Raw genomic sequence first — 19953 nt, forward strand, 5'->3', positions numbered from 1 at the left:
GTGCATCTCTGAGTTCTGAATTGAAAGTAAGTAGACTTCAGCGGGAACGCCCGATATAGCGTTGCGGTATGTTTGTACCAATACATTAACTAGATTTTATGTATTATTATATAAATCAGAGTGGATAACGAAGTTTATAACCTCGTCTCTGAAAAGGAGACGGGGATTTTTTGCTGTTAGGGAAGTTTTGAACTATTATGTTAGCTAAACCTAGTAATCTAATAGGTTAAAAAACTTGTTAAGTTATACAGTAAAAAAGAAAATACTTCTTCATTAATTATAAATCTATATGTTAAAGAAATTAATCTAAGGTTTTGTTGTATTGACTTAATTTATCAAGGGGGAAGAAAACAAATGAAACTTAAAAAAGTATCAATGCTACTTACAGCGTTAACTACAGCAGCTTTATTAATGACTGCTTGTGGCACAACAAAAAATGCTTCTAATGCAGCAACTACAGCAACAAAAACAGATACCTTTGTATATGGTATTGATGGAGATCCAGGTAATTCTGTAAATGTAATTACTACAAGCGATCGTTATGGGCTTATGGAGATAAAGGCATTATATTCTCCATTATATATGTACAATGTAGATGGAGTTAATTACTTCCTAGCTGAAAGTATGACACAATCAGCAGATAAGAAAACTTACACTGCAAAGCTTAGAAAAGATGTTAAGTGGAGCGATGGAGTTAAGTTTACCGCTGACGACGTTGTGTTTACATATAATGAGATGTTGAACGAAAAAAATGCAGGTTGGGCATATAGCCAGCTTATATTCAACGGAAAGCCAGTTCAAGTTACAAAAGTAGATGACTACACAGTTAACTTTACACTTCCTGAAGTTAGTGCTCCAGGCATGGAACTTTTAGGTAACATCTTCATAATGCCTAAACATGTATATGAAGGTGAAACAAACTTTGAAAACAGTGCGAAAAATGCTAAACCTGTAGGTACAGGTCCTTATAAGCTACAAGAGTACAAGGCTGGTCAATACGTTAAGATGGTTAGAAACGATGACTACTTCTTAGGTAAAGCTAAGATTCAAAATGTTGTATTTAGAGTAATTCCTGATGCAAATACAGCTAAGCTTTCTCTACAAAAAGGTGAAATAAATGCACTAGCTGTTCAGTCAAGAGATTTAGATAGCCTTCTAAAGGGAAGTAACCTTACACCTTACAAGTATGACGAAGGTAGAATAGCTTACATGGTGCTTAATTCTAACGCTGAAAAACTTAAGGATGCAAGTGTAAGACAAGCTATATTCTATGCTCTAAACAGAACTGATTTAATAAATGCTTCTTTTGGATCTGAAGAATATGCTAAAAAGGCTTATTCCTTCCTACCAAACGAAAGTAAGTATCACACTGATGATGTAGAAAAGTATGAATTTAACCAAGCTAAAGCAAAGGAACTTTTATCTAAAGCTGGAGTATCAGGCTTAAAGCTTAAACTTGGATACCCAGGAAGTAATGTACCTTACCAAAAGGAAGCTGCTATAATTCAACAAAACTTAAAGGCTGTTGGAATTGATGTTGAACTTGCTGCTGGTGAAGATGCTGCTATAAGCAAGCAAATGAAGGATCCTAAGAGCAACTACGATATGTTCCTTGGCGGATACATCATGGGGATAGATCCTGACACTTTCAACTCATTATTTATATCTGATAGTTCACACAATTACAGCCACTATAACGATAAGCAAATTGATGACTTATTTAATGCTGGTAGAGTGGAGACTGATGAAGCAAAGAGAAAAGATATCTATGATCAAGTTCAAAAGAAATTACAAGCCAATGCTTATTTCTATCCAATACTTGAGAACAAGAGAATAGTTACAATGAGTTCTAACTTAGATGGAATCAAGGATGCTCAATTAGTACCAGTATATACTTTTGAGGATATGTCTAAGCTTTACTATAAATAAGAGTTTTAATTTCAATACATGGGGATGTATATTCTCCATGTATAATTTATTAATTAAGGAAGTGAGAATAAAGTGGCAAAATACATACTTAAAAGAATTCTTCAGGCTATTCCGCTACTTTTAATAATTACTATAATATGTTTTACATTAATTCAATTAGCACCATACAACGCTGTTGATGCAATGACAACACCAAAAATGCCTCAAGAAACAGTCAATCTAATAAAAGCCAAGTACGGTTTTGACAAACCTGCCTATGTTCAGTATTTTTTATGGCTTAAAGGCATGGTTACAGGCCAGTTTGGATATTCTATAGTAACGCATGAAGCAATATCAAATGACTTAGCTGCAAGGCTTCCAGCTACTATGATATTAGTATTACCAGCTTATTTGATTGCCCTAGTGGTATCCATAGTTCTTGGGTTAGTTGCTGGAGCAAACAAAAATAAATTTGTAGACAAGATTGTAGATGGTTTCTGTTCTATAAGCATAGCTACTCCAACCTTTTGGTTTGCAATGATTTTAATTTATATATTTGGGTATAAGCTTGCTTTATTACCTATATTAGGTATGAATACTATAGGAGTCGAAGGCTCAGCTGGTGACTTTTTACTTCATTATATAATGCCATGTTTGGTTTTAGTAATTGCATATACTCCAGGACTTATAAGATATGTAAGATCTTCAACGATTGGACAAACTTCTGAAGGTTATGTAATGGTACAAAATGCCTTTGGAGCTAGTAAAAAAGAAATATTATTTAAGCATATATGTAAAAATGTATTATTACCAATTATTACGAAGGTAGGGATGGCATTGCCTATGCTTGTAACTGGAGCGATGATTACTGAGACTGTATTTGGTTGGCCAGGGGTTGGACCATATTTTGTTACAGCAGTTCGCGGACTAGACTATCCAGTTATTATGGCAATTTTAGTTTTATCTTCTTCTATGGTTATAATAGGTAATTTACTGTCAGATATATTATATTCAATTGTTGACCCTAGAATAAAAGAAATGGAGTAAGATCTATGAAAAGCATAAGATTAAAGAACGTTATAGATGAGTTAAAAGGTAATAAAAGTGCTTTGTTTTCAGTAGCTTTTCTAGCTTTTATAATATTGATTTCTATATTCGCATTTTTACTACCAATGGACCCTGATGCAACAAATACTGCAATTATATTACAAACTCCTAGCTCAAGTCATATCTTTGGAACTGACGAACTTGGGAGAGATTATTTAGCGAGAACTATATATGGTGGTAGAGTATCTCTTATTGTCGGAATTCTTGCAATGATCATCTCTACAAGTATTGGTATTGGAGTTGGTACAATAAGTGGCTATTTTGGAGGTAAGATAGATAACTTATTGATGAGATTTGTTGATATAATATCCTCAATTCCTTGGATGATACTTGTTACTGTAGTAAGTATATTTTTAAAACCTGGTCTACAAGCAATAATCATAGTAATTGGCTTGTTCTCATGGATGGAGACTGCAAGACTAGTACGTGCAGAGACTCTTTCTGTAAAGCAAAGAGAGTATGTACTATATGCAAATTCTATCGGTGAATCCTCTAGAAATATAATTTTTAGACACATTATACCAAGTGTATTTCCTACAATAATAATAGCTTCAACTTCAAGTATCGCAAATGCCATAATGACTGAATCTTCTCTAAGCTTTTTAGGTTTAGGAATTCAGCAACCAATGTCTTCTTGGGGAAACTTACTACAAAATGCTCAAACTAATCTACAGAGTGCGCCATACATGGCAATCTTGCCAGGAATACTTATAATTTTAACCATATACTCCTTTAATAAATTAGGAAATGTATTAAGAGTATTTGCAGAGCCAAGAACTTCAGGAGGTGGAAAATAGCATTATGAATGAAGAAAAGCTTCTTAAGGTTGAAAACTTAAAAACTACTTTTTATAACAAAGATAAAAAGATACAAGCAGTAAGAGGAGTAAGCTTTCAGGTTAATACTGGTGATATACTCGGCATTGTTGGAGAATCAGGCAGCGGGAAAAGTGTTCTTATGAGATCTGTAATGAATATTCTTCAAGAAAATGCTAAAGTAGATTCTGGTGAAATCAACTTTGAAGGAAAAGATATACTAAAACTATCTCGTAAAGAGATGAGAAAGATCAATGGGAAAGAGATGGCTATGATCTTTCAGGACCCTATGACGGCCTTAAACCCATTAAAAAAAGTTGGAGAACATATAGTTGAAATACTAGTTAGACATAAAGGTGTAAGTAAAAAAGAAGCCAAGGAATTGGCTGTTGAACTATTAAAAGCTGTAGGAATTCCTATGCCTGAAAAGAGAATAACTCAATATCCTCATGAGTTTAGTGGTGGTATGAGACAAAGAGTGTTGATAGCAATGGCACTTGCTTGTAAGCCAAAGCTGTTAATTGCAGACGAACCTACTACTGCTTTAGATGTTACTATCCAAGCTCAAATACTAGAGCTTTTAAAAGCACTTAAAGAAGATAATGATATGTCCATAATACTTATAACTCATGATCTTGGAGTAGTAGCTAATATCTGCAATAGAATTGCTGTAATGTACGGTGGTTTAATAATGGAAGAAGGGCTTACAGAAGAAATATTTTATGAAACTAAGCACCCATATACAAAGGCTTTATTAAATTCAATACCTAAGGTAGAAGGTGAAGAAAAGATACGCCTTAAACCTATTCAAGGATCAGCTCCTTCTTTACTAAATCCACCTAAAGGATGTCCTTTTGCAGAAAGATGTCAGTATGCCGAGGAAAGATGTTTTAATGCAATGCCAAGTTATAAGAACCACTCAAAAACCCATAGATCTATGTGCTTTTTGTCAGAATAAGTTTTCTTAGTATAGTAAGGAGGATTAAAGTGAATAACTCTGAAGAAATATTAATAGAAGTAAAAGATTTAAAAAAATATTTTCCTGTAAAAAGCGGTCTTATAGGAGGCAGTAAAAAAGTTGTAAAGGCTGTTGATGGAGTTTCTTTTCAAATAAAAAAAGGGGAGACCTTTGGACTAGTAGGGGAGTCAGGATGTGGTAAATCTACCCTCGGAAGGTCCATAACCAGACTATATGATATAACAGCTGGAGATATATTCTTTGAAGGCAATAATATATCAAAGCTTAACAAGAAAGATATGAAGGAATACCGTAAAAGGATGCAGATTATTTTTCAAGATCCATACTCTTCACTTAATCCCAATATGAATGTTGAAGAACTAATCAGTGAGCCACTAATTTTACATACTAACCTTAATAAAGAAGAGAGAACAAAGAAGATTGAAAAGTTACTTGAAATGGTTGGACTTAAGAAAAGTGATATGGAGAAGTTCCCTCATGAATTTAGTGGTGGTCAGTGTCAAAGAATAGGTATAGCTAGAGCTATATCTACTGAGCCAGACTTTATACTTTGTGATGAACCAATTTCTGCTTTGGATGTTTCTATTCAAGCTCAGGTAGTTAATATGCTGGAGGATTTACAGAAAGAGATGGGTCTTACATATCTATTCGTAGCTCATGACTTATCTATGGTAAGACATATATCTGATAGAATTGGTGTGATGTACTTAGGAAATATAGTGGAGATATCGGAAAGTAATAATCTTTACAATAATCCGCTGCATCCATACACTAAAGCGCTTCTATCAGCAATACCAGTAGCTGACCCTAAAAAAGCAAAGTTATCAGAAAGACAAATAATTGAAGGAGACATCCCAAGTCCAATGGACATACCATCAGGCTGTAGATTCCACACTAGATGTCCTTATGCTAAGCCTATATGTAAAGAGGTATCCCCTGAAATGATAGAGATTGAAAAGGGACACTCTGTAGCATGTCACCTATATTTGAATAATAATAATTAGTAGAACTGTACTAATTGTAAAAACTTCGCTAAAGCGTTTTTATTTAGCGAAGTTTTTTGCGTATCAGCATTTTCTAAACATAGGTAAGAAATTTTGCTAGGAGATACAAATTTTCATCCTATATACTTATTAAAAAAATCTAAGAATGCTTAGTCTAGAATGTAATTCATTAAATAACAAATATATTACCCCCTAAAAAATACTAATTGTATACGTACACTATATAAGTGATAAAAATATTCTAATTATATGTTAATAAATTCAAAGTTAAATTAGTATACTACAAAGGTATATAGATAAATTCATTTTTGTAGCAGTACCTAAGTTTAGCTAATATTTTTAGAATTAATTTATACTATAATAAGAATTTCGTACGGGGGAAACTATGCTAGCTGCAGGATATGTTTTAGATAATAAATATAAGATAATAAAAGTTCTTGGTAAAGGAGGTATGGGGACTGTTTATTTATGCGAGAACATACGACTTAATAACCTTTGGGCCATTAAAGAAACGAAGAGAAATGATAAATTAGATATGAATCTTATATCAGAAGCTAATATACTTAAAAAACTTAATAATCCAGGGATTCCTAGAGTTATAGACGTATTTTATGAACAGGATTTCATCTATATGGTGGAAGATTATGTGGAAGGCCAGACATTATTTGATTATATAAATAGCAATGACGTAAGTGACCTAGAAAGTATTATAGCTATAATTCTTCAGGTATGTGATATAATAAAATATTTGCATAGTTTCACGCCAGCTATTATATATAGAGACCTAAAGCCTTCAAATATTATGATTACAAAAGAAAATAGTATTATCTTAATTGATTTCGGAATTTCAAGGATTTATAAATTTGACAAGGATACGGACACTGTTTCAATGGGGTCAAGTGGGTATGCGGCACCTGAACAACATGGAGCAATGCAATCTTGTATACAAACGGATATCTATGGGATTGGCATGGTAATGTATTTTATGGTTACAAAAAAGGTGCCTTTTAGTGGTGCAGAACCTTTAATTGATGAAAATTACGGAAAAGCTGTGGATCAAAAGCTAATTAAAATAATACAAAAGTGTGTTCAGGTAAATATTAAGGATAGATATTCTTCTGTGGTAGAGCTAAGAAATGAGTTAATACAACTATCTAATGATAACTACTATGAAAAGACCTCAATTTTGCTTAACAATGATACTACTAAAATTGAAGAAGCAAAAGATATTAAATCAAAGAAAATAAATAAATTCATTATAGCTATTCCATTATTAGTGATATTAGTTTTAACATCGCTATATTTTCTGAACCAACAGGAAAATGAACTTAATAACTCTAAGCTTATAGATAATGCCACAAGTGTTGATAATTCTAATAACAAAGCTCAGGAAGCTAGAGATCCTAAAGAGCAAGTGACTGATAGTGCATCAAATAAGTCAGAAGTTAATACTGATTACCAAAAAAAAGATGGGAATACAAGTGTTACAGATCAGCACAACTCGAATAATTCCCAAGTCCTTTCTAATACTCAGAAAGGGAAGGGGCATAGTAAAAAGAAAAAATAAAAAGTTCACTATTCTTTAGTGAACTTTTTCTATATCTACCATTTTTAACTTTTGTTTCCTCTTTATACATAGGTGTTTAAGGTTTATAAAGTATAACTCTTATTCTGGAGATTCTAAATGAATCATAATTTGAGTATATCTTAATGATTGTTCTATATCATGTTCAATTTTATTGCATATATCGTGGGCAGCTTTTACTGACGTATTGTCGTCAAAAACTAAATGCATTTCTACATATTTTATTCTTCCGGCTTTTCTTGTTTTAAGATCATGATAATTACAAAACAAAGATGAATATTTATTTATAATATTTTTGATAACTTCAATTTCTTCATTTGATAGTTTTACATCTAAAAGAGGATTAAATGCAGCAATTAGTAAAGCAAAAGCTTCTTTTAATATAAACAATGCAACTAGAATGGCAACTATCGGGTCTAAGTAATTCAATTTAGTTATCCAAATAAAAAGTAGTCCAATGCCCACACCTAAGGAAGTGTATACATCAGTTCGTAGATGAAGAGCATCAGCCTCTAATGCAATTGAGTCCTCTTCTTTTGCAACTTTATAAAGTTTTTTTGATACAATAAAGTTTATAATTGAAGCGAGAAACATAACTAAGAATCCAATTCCAACATTATCAATATCTTTGTAATGAATCAGTTTTTTTATTGATTCAACTATTATCATAATTGCTGCACCAAAAATAAGTAATGCTTCTATTACTCCTGAAATATTTTCAACTTTACCATGTCCGTAAGGATGAAGTTCATCTGCTGGTTTATCAGAAATTTTTACAGAAAAGAAAGCTATAACTGCAGCAAGCAAATCCATAGTTGAATGTATAGCCTCAGAAATTATACTTACAGAACCAGTAAAAATTCCAACAGTTAATTTTAGGATTATTAAAATTGAATTTGACATAAGAGATAACCTAGCTACTTTTACTTTATTGTTCATTTGAGATACCTCCAAATATAGTTAATAATCTTATCAAATGATAAATTCATTAACTACATAATATACCATATATCAGTAAAAATCAATGATTAAGTACTATTAGTTGTTATCAATTGATAATGAGCTGTATTATTGATATAGAATGTGAATCACTAATAACTACTATATTTGTACTAAGTATTTACAGCTATTTAATAAATACTTTAATTGGCAATAATTCTTGCATGAGCAAACTTATATTACATTAAAATCATAAAGATTTGGCAATGATTTATTTCATCTTTATTAATATTTTGTTTGGAGTTAGACATATCTATAGCTTATAATAAATAAGTAACTAATTTATTAATATCTAAGATATCATTATAAGTTATTACTTCATATTGAGACAATGAAAGTAGGTGGACAAATTAAATGAAGAAAAAACACATAATTATAATAACGTCTATTATAGTTGTATTGCTTTTGGGAGCAGATATTTTTGCTAGTTTCTTTTTTTATAACTTAGCCATAGGAAGGAACAGTAAGGATTTTCTTAACAAAAGTAGTGATTTGCCAGCTTCCAATACAGGAGCAAAGCCTAAGGTAAGCAGCGGAGAACAATGGATTAATAATACTGGGTATGAGACTGTAGGTATTAAGACAGATGATGGACTTAATCTTGTAGGATATTATATAAAAGCTAAGACTACTACCAATAAAACTGCCATCATAGCTCATGGTTATGGCTCTAGAGGTAAGGGTATGGGTGATTACGCTAAGATATACTATGATTTAGGTTATAATGTTTTAATGCCAGACGATCGTGGACATGGTGCCAGTGAAGGAAAATACATAGGATTTGGTTGGCCTGATCGTAAGGATTACTTAAAATGGATAAACTTAATGATTGAAAAGGTTGGAAGTAATGCTGAAATTCTGCTTCATGGAGTGTCTATGGGCGGAGCAACAGTAATGATGGTAAGTGGAGAAAATCTTCCTGAGCAAGTAAAGGTTATAGTTGAAGATTGCGGATATACCTCTGTTAAAGATCAGCTAGAATATGAGCTTAAAAGAATGTACAAGCTTCCTGCATTTCCTATCATTCCATCCACTAGTTTATTAACTCAGATAAAAGCCGGATATAACTTTAGTGATGCTTCTGCAATAAAGCAAGTAGAAAAGACTAAAGTTCCAATGCTTTTTATACATGGAGGAAATGACACTTTTGTACCTACAGAAATGGTTCACAAGGTATATGATGCTTGCAAGACTGATAAAGACCTTCTTATAATTGATGGTGCGACTCATGCTGCATCTTTAGCTAAAGATCCGTACACTTATAAAAAGAAGGTAGAAGAGTTCGTGAGCAAATATATAAAATAGCAGTGGGGAAGTTAGTAATTTTGATAGTATTCTTAAACATACCTTAAATGTTAAAAAATCATGCATAGTAAGTGTATTAACATTACATTCTCATGGGATGAAGTATACACTTATATGCATGATTTTTTTCTAAACCAGTATTTATAGAAGCTTTTTTAATTTTTATGTTGCAGTTTATGCAGTTTTTTACCATAGATATCACCTCCTTCTATATTAAAATTATATATTTAAGTATAAAAGATAATATTAAATATAGTGGGGGATTAGTGGAAAAAGTTAAACTGATATATAGATTTGATATATTGACAATTAAATAAATTTTACTTATACTGAAATTAGTTAGGTATCTAACTAAATCTTAGGAGAATGATTATGAATAGAGATGAACATATCGGAAGAATAGTTACTATTTTTGCAAACAGAATCAATAGACGAATAGGTAGTGAGGCTTCGAAGTTTGGTATAACAGGATCTCAGGGAAGAATATTAGGCTTTTTATACCATGAATCAAAAAATAGGGATATCTTTCAGAAAGATTTAGAGGAAGAGTTGAATATAAGACGTTCTTCTGTAACAAGTATACTACAACTAATGGAGAAGGACGGATATATAAAAAGAGTAAGCGTTGAAGAGGATGCTAGATTAAAGAAGATAGTTCTAACTGAAAAGGGATTAGAGATTCAAGAAAATGTCTATAATTTTATACTCAAATTCGAAAAGTCTTTAAGAGATGAGTTAAATGATGATGAGGCTGAGATATTAATTGGACTTTTAAACAGATTATCAGATAAAATAGCAGACTAAAATTATAATATAAAAAAGTCACAGTAAAAAGTCGCTGAAGCGATCTTCTTCAGCGAGCTTTTTTTCGCATCTACCTTTCAAGATGTATATGATAAAGGCATAGCAGAAAACATAAGTTTTCTTTTTTTTAGAGTAATAGTTAGAATTCTAACAATAGGAGGGATAAACATGATAAAAAAATTAGTTAGGTATGTAGGTGAATTCAAAAAAGATTCTATTTTGACACCTCTCTTTGTAACCTTAGAGGTTGCTATGGAAGTAATAATTCCATTACTTATGTCTTGGATAATAGATAGGGGACTTGGGAAAAGCGATATAAGCTACGTTTGCATTATTGGTACAGTAATGATAGTAGCATCCTTTTTAGCCTTAACCTTTGGTTTTCTATCTGGAAAGTATGGAGCCAGTGCTTCTACAGGTTTTGCAAGAAATTTGAGAAAAGCAATGTATTACAATATTCAGGATTATTCATTTTCCAACATAGACAAGTATTCTACTGCAGGTTTAGTTACTAGATTAACTACAGATGTGACCAATGTGCAAAATGCATACCAAATGGTAATAAGAATGTTTGCTAGAGCTCCAATTATGCTTTTTTCAGCAATGTTTATGTGTTTTTATATCAATTCTAAGCTTTCTTTAATATTCTTAGGGGCCATAGTTTTTTTAGGAATATTACTATACTTTATTATGACTAAGGCACATCCTTATTTTTTACAGGTATTTAAAAAGTATGATGCTTTAAATGCTAGTGTTCAGGAAAATTTAACTGGTATACGTGCTGTAAAAGCTTATGTGAGAGAAGAGCATGAGGTAAATAAATTTTATAAGGCATCAGAAACTTTATATAAGTATTTTATGAGAGCAGAAAAGGTTATTATTCTTAACGCTCCTGCAATGCAGTTTTCTGTATATGCCTGTATTCTCTTACTTTCATGGCTTGGAGCGAAGATGATAGTTTCTAAGTCTATGACTACTGGGGAGCTTATGAGCTTATTTACTTATACCACTAGCATATTGATGAGTCTTATGATAATATCTATGGTTTTTGTTATGGTAATAATGTCTAAGTCTTCTGCAGAAAGAATATTAGAAGTTTTAGAAGAGAAAAGTGATCTAAGAAACTGTGAAAGTCCTATTTATGAAGTTAAAGATGGATCAATAGTCTTTAAGAATGTTAGCTTCAGTTACAACAGTGACGTTAATAACCTAGTGCTAGAAAACATAAATCTTTCTATTAATTCAGGTGAAACCATAGGTATAATCGGCGGAACTGGTAGTGCTAAATCAACTTTAGTTCAACTTGTACCAAGACTATATGATGTAACAGGAGGGACAGTTCTAGTTGGTGGAGTCGACGTAAGAAACTATGATATAGAAACCTTAAGAGATAAAGTCTCTATGGTGCTTCAGAAAAATGTGCTTTTCTCTGGAACTATAAAGGAGAACTTGAGATGGGGAAATAAAAATGCTACAGAGGAAGAAGTGATAGAAGCTTGCAGGCAAGCACAAGCAGAAGAATTCATAGAAGCTCTTCCTAATAAGTATGATACCTTCATTGAACAAGGTGGTACAAATGTTTCAGGAGGACAAAAACAAAGATTGTGTATTGCAAGAGCTTTATTAAAGAAGCCCAAGATACTTATTTTAGATGATTCTACTAGTGCTGTGGATACTAAAACCGATGCCCTTATAAGAAAAGCTTTCAAAGAAACTATTCCTAATACCACTAAAATAATTATTGCACAGAGAATTTCTTCAATACAAGAAGCTGATAAGATAATTGTGCTTAATGATGGGAAGATTGACGGTATAGGAACTCATGAAGAGTTGATTTTATCCAACAACATATACCGTGAAGTATATGAATCTCAAGTGAAAGGAGCTGAGACAGTTGAGTCAAAATAATAATGAAATAAAAGATATTAAAAGTAGCCATACAAAAATTAAAAAAAGAGGAATTTCTCTGAAAACCCTAAAGAGATTACTAGTTTATGTGCTTAAGGAATATAAAGTTTTATTCTCCTTAGTAACCGTAGCAATTATAATTAGTTCTATCTCAAATGTAGTTGGAACCTTATTCTTGAGAAGTTTAATTGATGATTATATTGCACCATTACTTAAAAGCTCAGGAAGAGATTTTGGACCGCTGCTAAAAGCAATTATCACAATGGCGGCAATTTATGGTATAGGAGTTATATCCACTTACGCATATAGCCGTATGATGATTATTATATCTCAGGGATCATTGAAAAAGCTAAGAGATGATATGTTTGACCATATGGAAACTTTGCCTATAAAGTTTTTTGATACCCATGCCCATGGAGATATTATGAGCTTATATACAAATGACACTGATGCCTTAAGGCAAATGATAAGTCAAGGTATTCCTCAACTTTTATCAGCCTTTATAACCGTTGTAAGCATATTCTTTTCTATGATTTTTATAAGCATACCGCTTACCTTTATCGAAATACTAACTATAATAGCAATAGTTTATGCTACAAAGATTATTGGAGCAAAAAGTGGAAAGTATTTTGGACTTCAGCAGAAGGATTTAGGTGCCGTAAATGGATATATCGAAGAGATGATGGAAGGACAAAAGGTAGTAAAAGTATTTTGCCACGAAGAAGAAGCTAAAAATGATTTTGATAAATTGAATAATATGCTTTTTAACAGTGCCAATAACGCTAACAAATATGCCAACGTCCTAATGCCTATTATGGGAAACATCGGCTATATAAGCTATGTTCTTATAGCGATTTTTGGTGCAATCCTAGCAATTAGCTCCTTTGGTGGACTAACCTTAGGTGGGCTGGCTTCGTTTTTACAGTTGACTAGAAGCCTTAGTCAGACCACAAGTCAAATGGCTCAGCAGTTCAACTTTGTAATTATGGCTTTGGCAGGGGCTGAACGTATCTTCAACCTTTTAGATGAAGAGAAAGAAATGGATGAAGGTTATGTGTCACTAGTAAATGTAGAGAGAGATACAGATGGTAAAATACAAGAAGGTAAGAAAACTACTGGTATGTGGGCTTGGAAACACCCTCACTCAGATGGTACTTTAGAGTATACACAATTACTTGGAGAAGTTATATTTGACGATGTAGATTTTGGTTACAATGATGAAAAGATAATACTTCATAATATAAAGCTTTATGCTAAACCAGGTCAGAAGGTAGCTTTTGTTGGAGCAACTGGTGCTGGAAAAACAACAATAACCAATCTGATTAATAGATTTTATGATATCCAAGATGGAAAAATAAGATATGATGGAATAAACGTAAATAAAATTAGAAAGAGTGATTTGAGAAGATCACTAGGTGTAGTTCTTCAAGATGCTCATTTATTTACTGGAACAGTGGCTGACAATATTAGATATGGTAAATTAGATGCTACAGACGAAGAGGTTTATGCTGCTGCAAAGCTAGCAAACGCACATGGATTTATTAAACACTTACCTAATGGATATGATACAGTGCTTACAGGTGATGGTGGAAGTCTGTCTCAAGGGCAAAGACAGTTGCTTACTATAGCTAGAGCAGCTATTGCTGATCCTCCTGTGTTAATACTTGATGAGGCAACCTCAAGTATTGATACTAGAACTGAAGCTATTGTTCAAGAGGGAATGGATAAGCTTATGGAAGGCAGAACAGTATTTGTAATTGCTCATAGACTTTCAACTGTTAAGAATTCAGATGTTATCATGGTATTAGAGCAAGGAAAAATCATTGAAAGAGGAAGCCATGAGGATTTAATAGAGCAAAAAGGTAAGTATTATCAGCTATATACTGGAGCCTTTGAACTGTCATAACTTAGCCTATAGCTTCATTAAGTGAAATCATAATGATATAGCTTAATAGAATAGATTTAAAGAAATATGGCTGAAGAACTTAAAACATTTTTTTCGAAGGTCGCAGACTCTAGAGATTCTTTTACAGGTATAAATCCATAGTTGACTAAACTTGTATATACAACTATAATTCAATTATATAATTAATTGTTTGCAATTTAATGTGTATAAGTTATATTCATATGCATTGAAGTAATAGCCTTTCAAATAGGTATTTAATGAAGCAAATTGAATATAACTCATGTAAGATTGCATACAATAACTTGTTATAAATAAAATATTAGAATATGAATTTATAGGAGTGTAAAATGGATAATTTGCAAGCAATTGATAAAAGAATATCTAGAAGAAGCTACTTACCTACCCCAATAGCTAAAGATAAGATTGATACTTTAGAAAGACTTATAGCTGAATATAATATGCAAGGAAATATTTCAATACAGTTTTTAGAAGATGGAAGTGAAGCCTTTAATGGTTTAAGTAAAAGTTATGGAATGTTTTCAGGTGTTAAAGCTTTATTTGCCCTAGTAGGAAAAGCAGATGATCCTAACTTAAGAGAAAAGCTTGGCTATTATGGTGAGTTATTGGTGCTAGAAGCTACTAAATTAGATTTAGGAACATGCTGGGTAGGTGGAACTTTTGATAAAAAAACACCAATTGGTACCGTAAAGGAAGATGAAGCTTTAGTGTGTGTAATACCAGTTGGTAATGTAAAAGAAGACAAAACTATTAAAGAAAAACTTATATATAAATTATCACATCGTAAAACAAAGGAAGTTCGAGAGTTTTACTCAGCAGATGGGGAAGTTCCCAATTGGTTTGTTGAAGGTATAAGTGCGGTACAAAAGGCTCCTTCAGCTATGAACACACAAAAAGTGAAGTTTAACTACTCCAAAAGCACAGTAACCGCTTCAATAGAAGATACTTATGTATTTGATTTGGTAGACCTTGGCATTGCTAAAGCACATTTCTCTTTGGCTGCTAAAGGTAACTTTGAATTTGGCAATCCAGGTAAGTTTATTAAAGAATAATGTGAAAAATTCGCTAAAGAGATCTATTTAGCGAATTTTTTTTATACAATTACTTCTAATATTGTATATGAGAAAAATCTGTCAGGAGATAATGTATTAAAAATTTAGTAGGAGAATCAGTGTTTGTATTTACTGTAAAAAAAGCTGGGCAAAAATTGACTTGTTTCATATCTAGCTTCAAGTTATAATTAAATAGTTTTTAAAGATGTATCACTTCCATCATAAATTATAAGTTTATTAATGAAGTGATATATCTATATAAAGTTTATTTGATAGTTTTAATTTAGAGCACTGGAGAGAAAATATGGAACCTTATAGTATTTTAAATAACGTAATATTTTTAGATATTGAAACTACAGGTATAGATCCTGAAAAGGACACTATCATAGAAATTGGTGCTGTAAAGATTAAGAATAATGATGTAACAAGGTTTAGTTCTTTAGTAAATCCTAATAGGTCTGTTCCTCTTAACATATTGGATCTCTGTAAGGATATGACTCAAGATGAGCTAGATAAAGCTCCACAGTTAGATGAAGTGATGAAGGAATTAAGGATTTTTATAGAGGATATGCCGATAATATGTCACAATGCTGCTTTTGAAGAAAGCTTTTTGAATATAGATAATGAATTTTTAGATTCCTTAGAACTAGTTGCAATTCTATTTCCAGAGCTTCAAGAATTTAATCTTCAATATTTGATTAATAGGTTTTTAAAAGGAGAAATAGAAGAGAAGCATAGGGGACTAAGCGATTCAGAAGATACCATTAAAGTTCTTAATATGGTTATAAGCACATTCTATATAGAAAGCGGTTTTACTTTGCCTATGACCATTGCAGAGTTAGAGCAATGGCAATGGTATAGATTCTTATCTAACATTAATATGGATAATGTTAAGTACTTTATAGATAATGCTAACATATCTATTACAAAAGAGTTAAAGCAAAAAGCATATCCTGTATTTGCACTAAAGGATTACGAAAAGTTATTTGACCATAAAGAGATATGGACTAGAACTGGAAGAGGCTACAAACTGAGACCTCAGCAAAGAGAAGCTTCTAAGTTTATAAGAGAGGGTTTACAAAATAGTAAATTCACAATAATGGAGGCCCCTACAGGTCTTGGAAAAAGTTTAGCTTACCTTTTACCAGCTTCCATCTATTCTTATTTAAATAATGAAAAAGTAATTATATCAACCAATACTAAGAGCTTGCAAAGTCAATTGGTTGATAAAGATATACCAAACCTTTTAGAGTCACTTAATGTAAAAGATGATGTTAGCTATGATTTGATTAAGGGAAAAAGTAATTACTTGTGTTTTGATAGGTTCGAAGATATAGAGTATCCTAAGGATATTAATACTCTTCTTGGTTATATTTATCTAAAGAGACTTATAACTGAAAAAGGCTTAGGTGATATTGAGGATATAAATTATGGTATTAAAGAAAAACTAAAGCTTAATAGCATAATAGAGCAATGCTATTGTGATGGGGAGCTATGTGATATAGAGAGTTGTAGCTATAGAGAAAGATGCTACTATGCCTCCAAAGTAGAAGCGCTAAGAGAGTCAAAACTAGTGGTGGTTAATCATTCATTGTTATTAAAGTGGCCTTATCAAAACGTAGCTCCACTTGAAAATATAATAATTGATGAAGCTCACAATCTTACTCAAGAAGCCTATGATGCTTTTGAAAGTTCGCTTATTTCTTACGAGTTCGAGAAATTTTTAAAAGAAATATATAATAGTAAAGAAAAAACAGGCTACCTTTACTACTTATCCTTAAGAGCAAAAGATAAGAATTTGCCTCTAAGGGAGATTGAAGCGGATATAGACCAGTGCATTACTCAAATATATAATGTTAAAACTGCTTTTGAGAACTATATAAACCACTCTGGTATAAGCAAAGAATACAATATTAAAGAACATCTTAAAAACGGTAATCCTAATACTGAGCATATAGTTAAAGCTTTGACTTTTCTTAAAGAAGATGTGTCGTCTCTTAATCTGTATTTAGATAAATGTGCTTCTATTTTTAAAGAAATAAAAGCACTAGAAAAGGATAAGAGACTGAAGGTTTTAATTGAGAAGGTTGAAGTCATAGGCAATTATATTAGGCTAATAGAAGATATTATTGTACAGAATAAAGAAGATTATTGCTTTTATTTTGAAGTTGATAAAAACCTCAATTGGTGGAGGATTTGTAGTATCCCTCTAGATGTATCTGGTGATTTTTACGATAAAATACTCAATGGTGCAAAAAGCTGTCTATTTATTTCAGCAACTTTAAGTACCGACAATGGGTACAACAATCTAAAAAACTCCTTGGGGATAAATATAGCTAAGTCTCAAAATAAAGAAATAGTTGAAGTACCACCTATCGATCCAGTTTTTGATTATAAGGGAAAAAGTGCGGTATATGCTATAGAAAATATAGATCCAAACGACATAGGCTCTTTTGCAGAAGAAATGAAGAACTTTGTTTTAAAATTAATTGATAACATAGAAGGCAATATTATAATACTCTTCACAAGTAGAAAAAGATTAGAGGCTTTTAAAAACGACAGTTTAGATTCATTTTCTTCCTTAGGAATAAGACTGGTTGAAGGTAAGAAGGATATAGTAAAGCTTAAATCAAGAAATAATAGGTATATTCTTCTGGGCTCTAAAGGTTACTTTGAAGGCATAGATATTCCTGGAGATTCTATGACTACAGTTATATTAGATAAGGTACCTAACATTAATAGCAAGGAACCTTTTTATAAATCTTTGGTTGAAAATGGCATTGAAAAAGGAAAAAACTATTGGCAGGCATATGCAAATATTAATTTTCCAATAGTGTCCATAGATTTAAAGCAAATTTATGGAAGGATTATAAGGACCGAGTATGATTATGGAGCGCTTTTTATAATGAGTAAGTTTGACAGCACTAACTCTACAGTAAGAAAGCTTGAAAAGCAGCTTCATGGAGTTCCTATAATAAGAAATGATGAAAATGAAATTTTCAAAGATTTGAAGCGAAGAACTCAGAGATGGAAGCAAATTAACCTATATAAGATAATGAAGGAAGTAAAAGAAACCATAAAAAATGAGCTAAAAAAGTGTAAAAATTCAAGCAAGCTTGATGATCCTATAAAAGTAGAGGATTTTGTTAATGTCTTCTTTAAGGATGAATATGAGAAGAGAAATCTACAATATGATGTCCACATAAGTTTAATTCATGGTGTGCATATATTTATAGCAGATCAAGAGATAAACCTTGGAAAAAGTAAGAAAGATATTATGGCTTACTTTGAGGATATTTTATTAAGATAATTAATTGTTAGAAGCCACCTGAAATATATTTTGCAGGTGTTTTTCTTATACTTAGTACTATAATATAGAAATTTTGTATAATACTCATTCTATTAGTTTTTAAAATATTTCAAAGTACAGAGATACAAAGGGGTATTTTCAGATTTTGAAAACAAATGCTAATAGCTTACAAATACTAATTGGATTATAATTAATATAGAGATAGCAAAAAACCTTATATTAAAAGCATGAATATTCAAGGTTAAAGATATATATATTTGTTAGATGAATTTTTGATATGGGTGATAGGAGAGAAGTAATGAGTAAAGTAACATTATATTTAATGAGACACGGACAAACTATAATTAATAAAGCAGAAAGAGTACAAGGTTGGTGCGATGGTGTCCTCACTGAAGAAGGAATAGAAGTAGCTGAAAATGTAGCATATGCCCTAAGAGATATTGAGTTCAAGGCTGTTTACAGCAGTGACCTTGGACGAGCTATAAAAACTGCTAGAATAGTTTTAAAGGAAAACATAAGTTCAGAGAATGTTGAACTGATTGAATTACCTGAGCTAAGAGAAGTATACTTTGGCAAATACGAAGGTGAAAAAGAAATCATAATGATGAATGATATACTGAAGCATTTAAATTTAAAAAGCTTTGATGAAATTTTTAAATTTTCAGATTCAGGAAGAGCTTTTACGGATAGTTGTGCAGCACTAGACGAAACAAAAAAAGCTGAAAATTATGATCAAGTCATAGAAAGAATAATGAAAGCCATAAATTTAATATGCACTAAGGTTGAAGGCAATGGTGGAGGAAATGTTCTTGTTGTAGTTCACGGGGGAATACTTATGAACTTACTGGAGAATTTGGATAATAATTTAGAGCTTACAGGAATTGATAACTCAAGTATCTCACTAGTTGAGTATGAGGATGGAATATTTAATGTGGTTTCAGTAAATGATTTGAGTTATTATAACAAAGGTTTAGAAATAAGAAATAAGCTATAGATGTTATAATAGGATATTAGGCATTGTTAAAGTATCGTAGGGCAGATGCACAAGACTTTAGAATAGCCTAAAATTAAATATTATCTGATAAGAAGTCATACATGAAAGAGGTTAAATCATCTTTTTATTGATGACTTCTATTCTCATAATTGTATTAATATTAGGTCTTAAGAGAAGTCTCTAAAAGGGCTAATTTATTAAATTTTTTATGTAATTGTCTACATTATAATTAGTATATTGACACTAAAACTTAAAGATT

The 19953-nt window shown here is 31.7% G+C and carries 14 protein-coding genes; 13 read left to right on the forward strand and 1 reads right to left on the reverse strand.

The features are described from left to right. Nucleotides 1-354 precede the first annotated feature (354 nt). The 6 genes from GXK57_RS07420 (at nt 355) to GXK57_RS07445 (ending at nt 7380) form a co-directional block, all read left to right on the forward strand. A complete protein-coding gene (locus GXK57_RS07420; RefSeq protein WP_160673774.1) occupies nt 355-1929 on the forward strand; it encodes an ABC transporter substrate-binding protein in 1575 nt (524 codons plus the stop codon). Nucleotides 1930-2001: 72 nt separating this feature from the next. After that, nucleotides 2002-2955, forward strand: a complete 954-nt coding sequence (locus GXK57_RS07425) for an ABC transporter permease (RefSeq protein ID WP_160673777.1) — start codon at nt 2002-2004, stop codon at nt 2953-2955. Nucleotides 2956-2960: 5 nt separating this feature from the next. Further along, nucleotides 2961-3812, forward strand: coding sequence for an ABC transporter permease (locus GXK57_RS07430; protein WP_160673780.1), 852 nt, complete (start codon nt 2961-2963; stop codon nt 3810-3812). A gap of 4 nt (nt 3813-3816) precedes the next feature. Continuing rightward, nucleotides 3817-4788, forward strand: a complete 972-nt coding sequence (locus GXK57_RS07435; protein WP_160673783.1) for an ABC transporter ATP-binding protein — start codon at nt 3817-3819, stop codon at nt 4786-4788. 29 nt (nt 4789-4817) lie between these two features. Further along, on the forward strand, nt 4818-5813 hold the full coding sequence (locus tag GXK57_RS07440) for an oligopeptide/dipeptide ABC transporter ATP-binding protein (RefSeq protein ID WP_160673786.1): 996 nt from the start codon (nt 4818-4820) through the stop codon (nt 5811-5813). Nucleotides 5814-6198: 385 nt separating this feature from the next. After that, nucleotides 6199-7380, forward strand: coding sequence for a serine/threonine-protein kinase (locus GXK57_RS07445; protein ID WP_160673789.1), 1182 nt, complete (start codon nt 6199-6201; stop codon nt 7378-7380). 99 nt (nt 7381-7479) lie between these two features. Here GXK57_RS07445 and GXK57_RS07450 read toward each other — a convergent pair whose 3' ends face one another. Further along, on the reverse strand, nt 7480-8337 hold the full coding sequence (locus GXK57_RS07450) for a cation diffusion facilitator family transporter (RefSeq protein ID WP_160673792.1): 858 nt from the start codon (nt 8335-8337) through the stop codon (nt 7480-7482). Between the two features lie 414 nt (nt 8338-8751). Here GXK57_RS07450 and GXK57_RS07455 point away from each other — a divergent pair, with 414 nt between their 5' ends. The 7 genes from GXK57_RS07455 to GXK57_RS07485 all read left to right on the forward strand — a co-directional run bounded on the left by GXK57_RS07455 (nt 8752) and on the right by GXK57_RS07485 (nt 19694). Further along, complete coding sequence (locus GXK57_RS07455; protein WP_160673795.1) at nt 8752-9702, forward strand: alpha/beta hydrolase; 951 nt, start codon at nt 8752-8754, stop codon at nt 9700-9702. Nucleotides 9703-10074: 372 nt separating this feature from the next. Beyond that, on the forward strand, nt 10075-10506 hold the full coding sequence (locus GXK57_RS07460) for a MarR family transcriptional regulator (RefSeq protein ID WP_160673798.1): 432 nt from the start codon (nt 10075-10077) through the stop codon (nt 10504-10506). A gap of 168 nt (nt 10507-10674) precedes the next feature. Further along, nucleotides 10675-12414: an ABC transporter ATP-binding protein gene (locus GXK57_RS07465; RefSeq protein WP_160673801.1), complete on the forward strand. Its 1740-nt coding sequence runs from the start codon at nt 10675-10677 to the stop codon at nt 12412-12414. A gap of 16 nt (nt 12415-12430) precedes the next feature. Beyond that, nucleotides 12431-14320 carry an ABC transporter ATP-binding protein gene (locus GXK57_RS07470; RefSeq protein WP_160674142.1) on the forward strand — a complete coding sequence of 630 codons (1890 nt, stop codon included), beginning with the start codon at nt 12431-12433 and terminating at the stop codon, nt 14318-14320. Between the two features lie 347 nt (nt 14321-14667). Beyond that, entirely contained in the window at nt 14668-15390 is a 723-nt protein-coding gene (locus GXK57_RS07475; RefSeq protein ID WP_160673804.1) for a nitroreductase family protein, read from the forward strand. 304 nt (nt 15391-15694) lie between these two features. Continuing rightward, entirely contained in the window at nt 15695-18700 is a 3006-nt protein-coding gene (locus tag GXK57_RS07480) for an exonuclease domain-containing protein (RefSeq protein WP_160673807.1), read from the forward strand. Between the two features lie 298 nt (nt 18701-18998). Continuing rightward, on the forward strand, nt 18999-19694 hold the full coding sequence (locus tag GXK57_RS07485; protein WP_160673810.1) for a histidine phosphatase family protein: 696 nt from the start codon (nt 18999-19001) through the stop codon (nt 19692-19694). The last annotated feature ends 259 nt before the right edge of the window (nt 19695-19953 follow it).

It is taken from the genome of Clostridium sp. C8-1-8 (assembly GCF_009928445.1).
Taxonomy (GTDB): Bacteria; Bacillota; Clostridia; order Clostridiales; family Clostridiaceae; genus Clostridium_AR.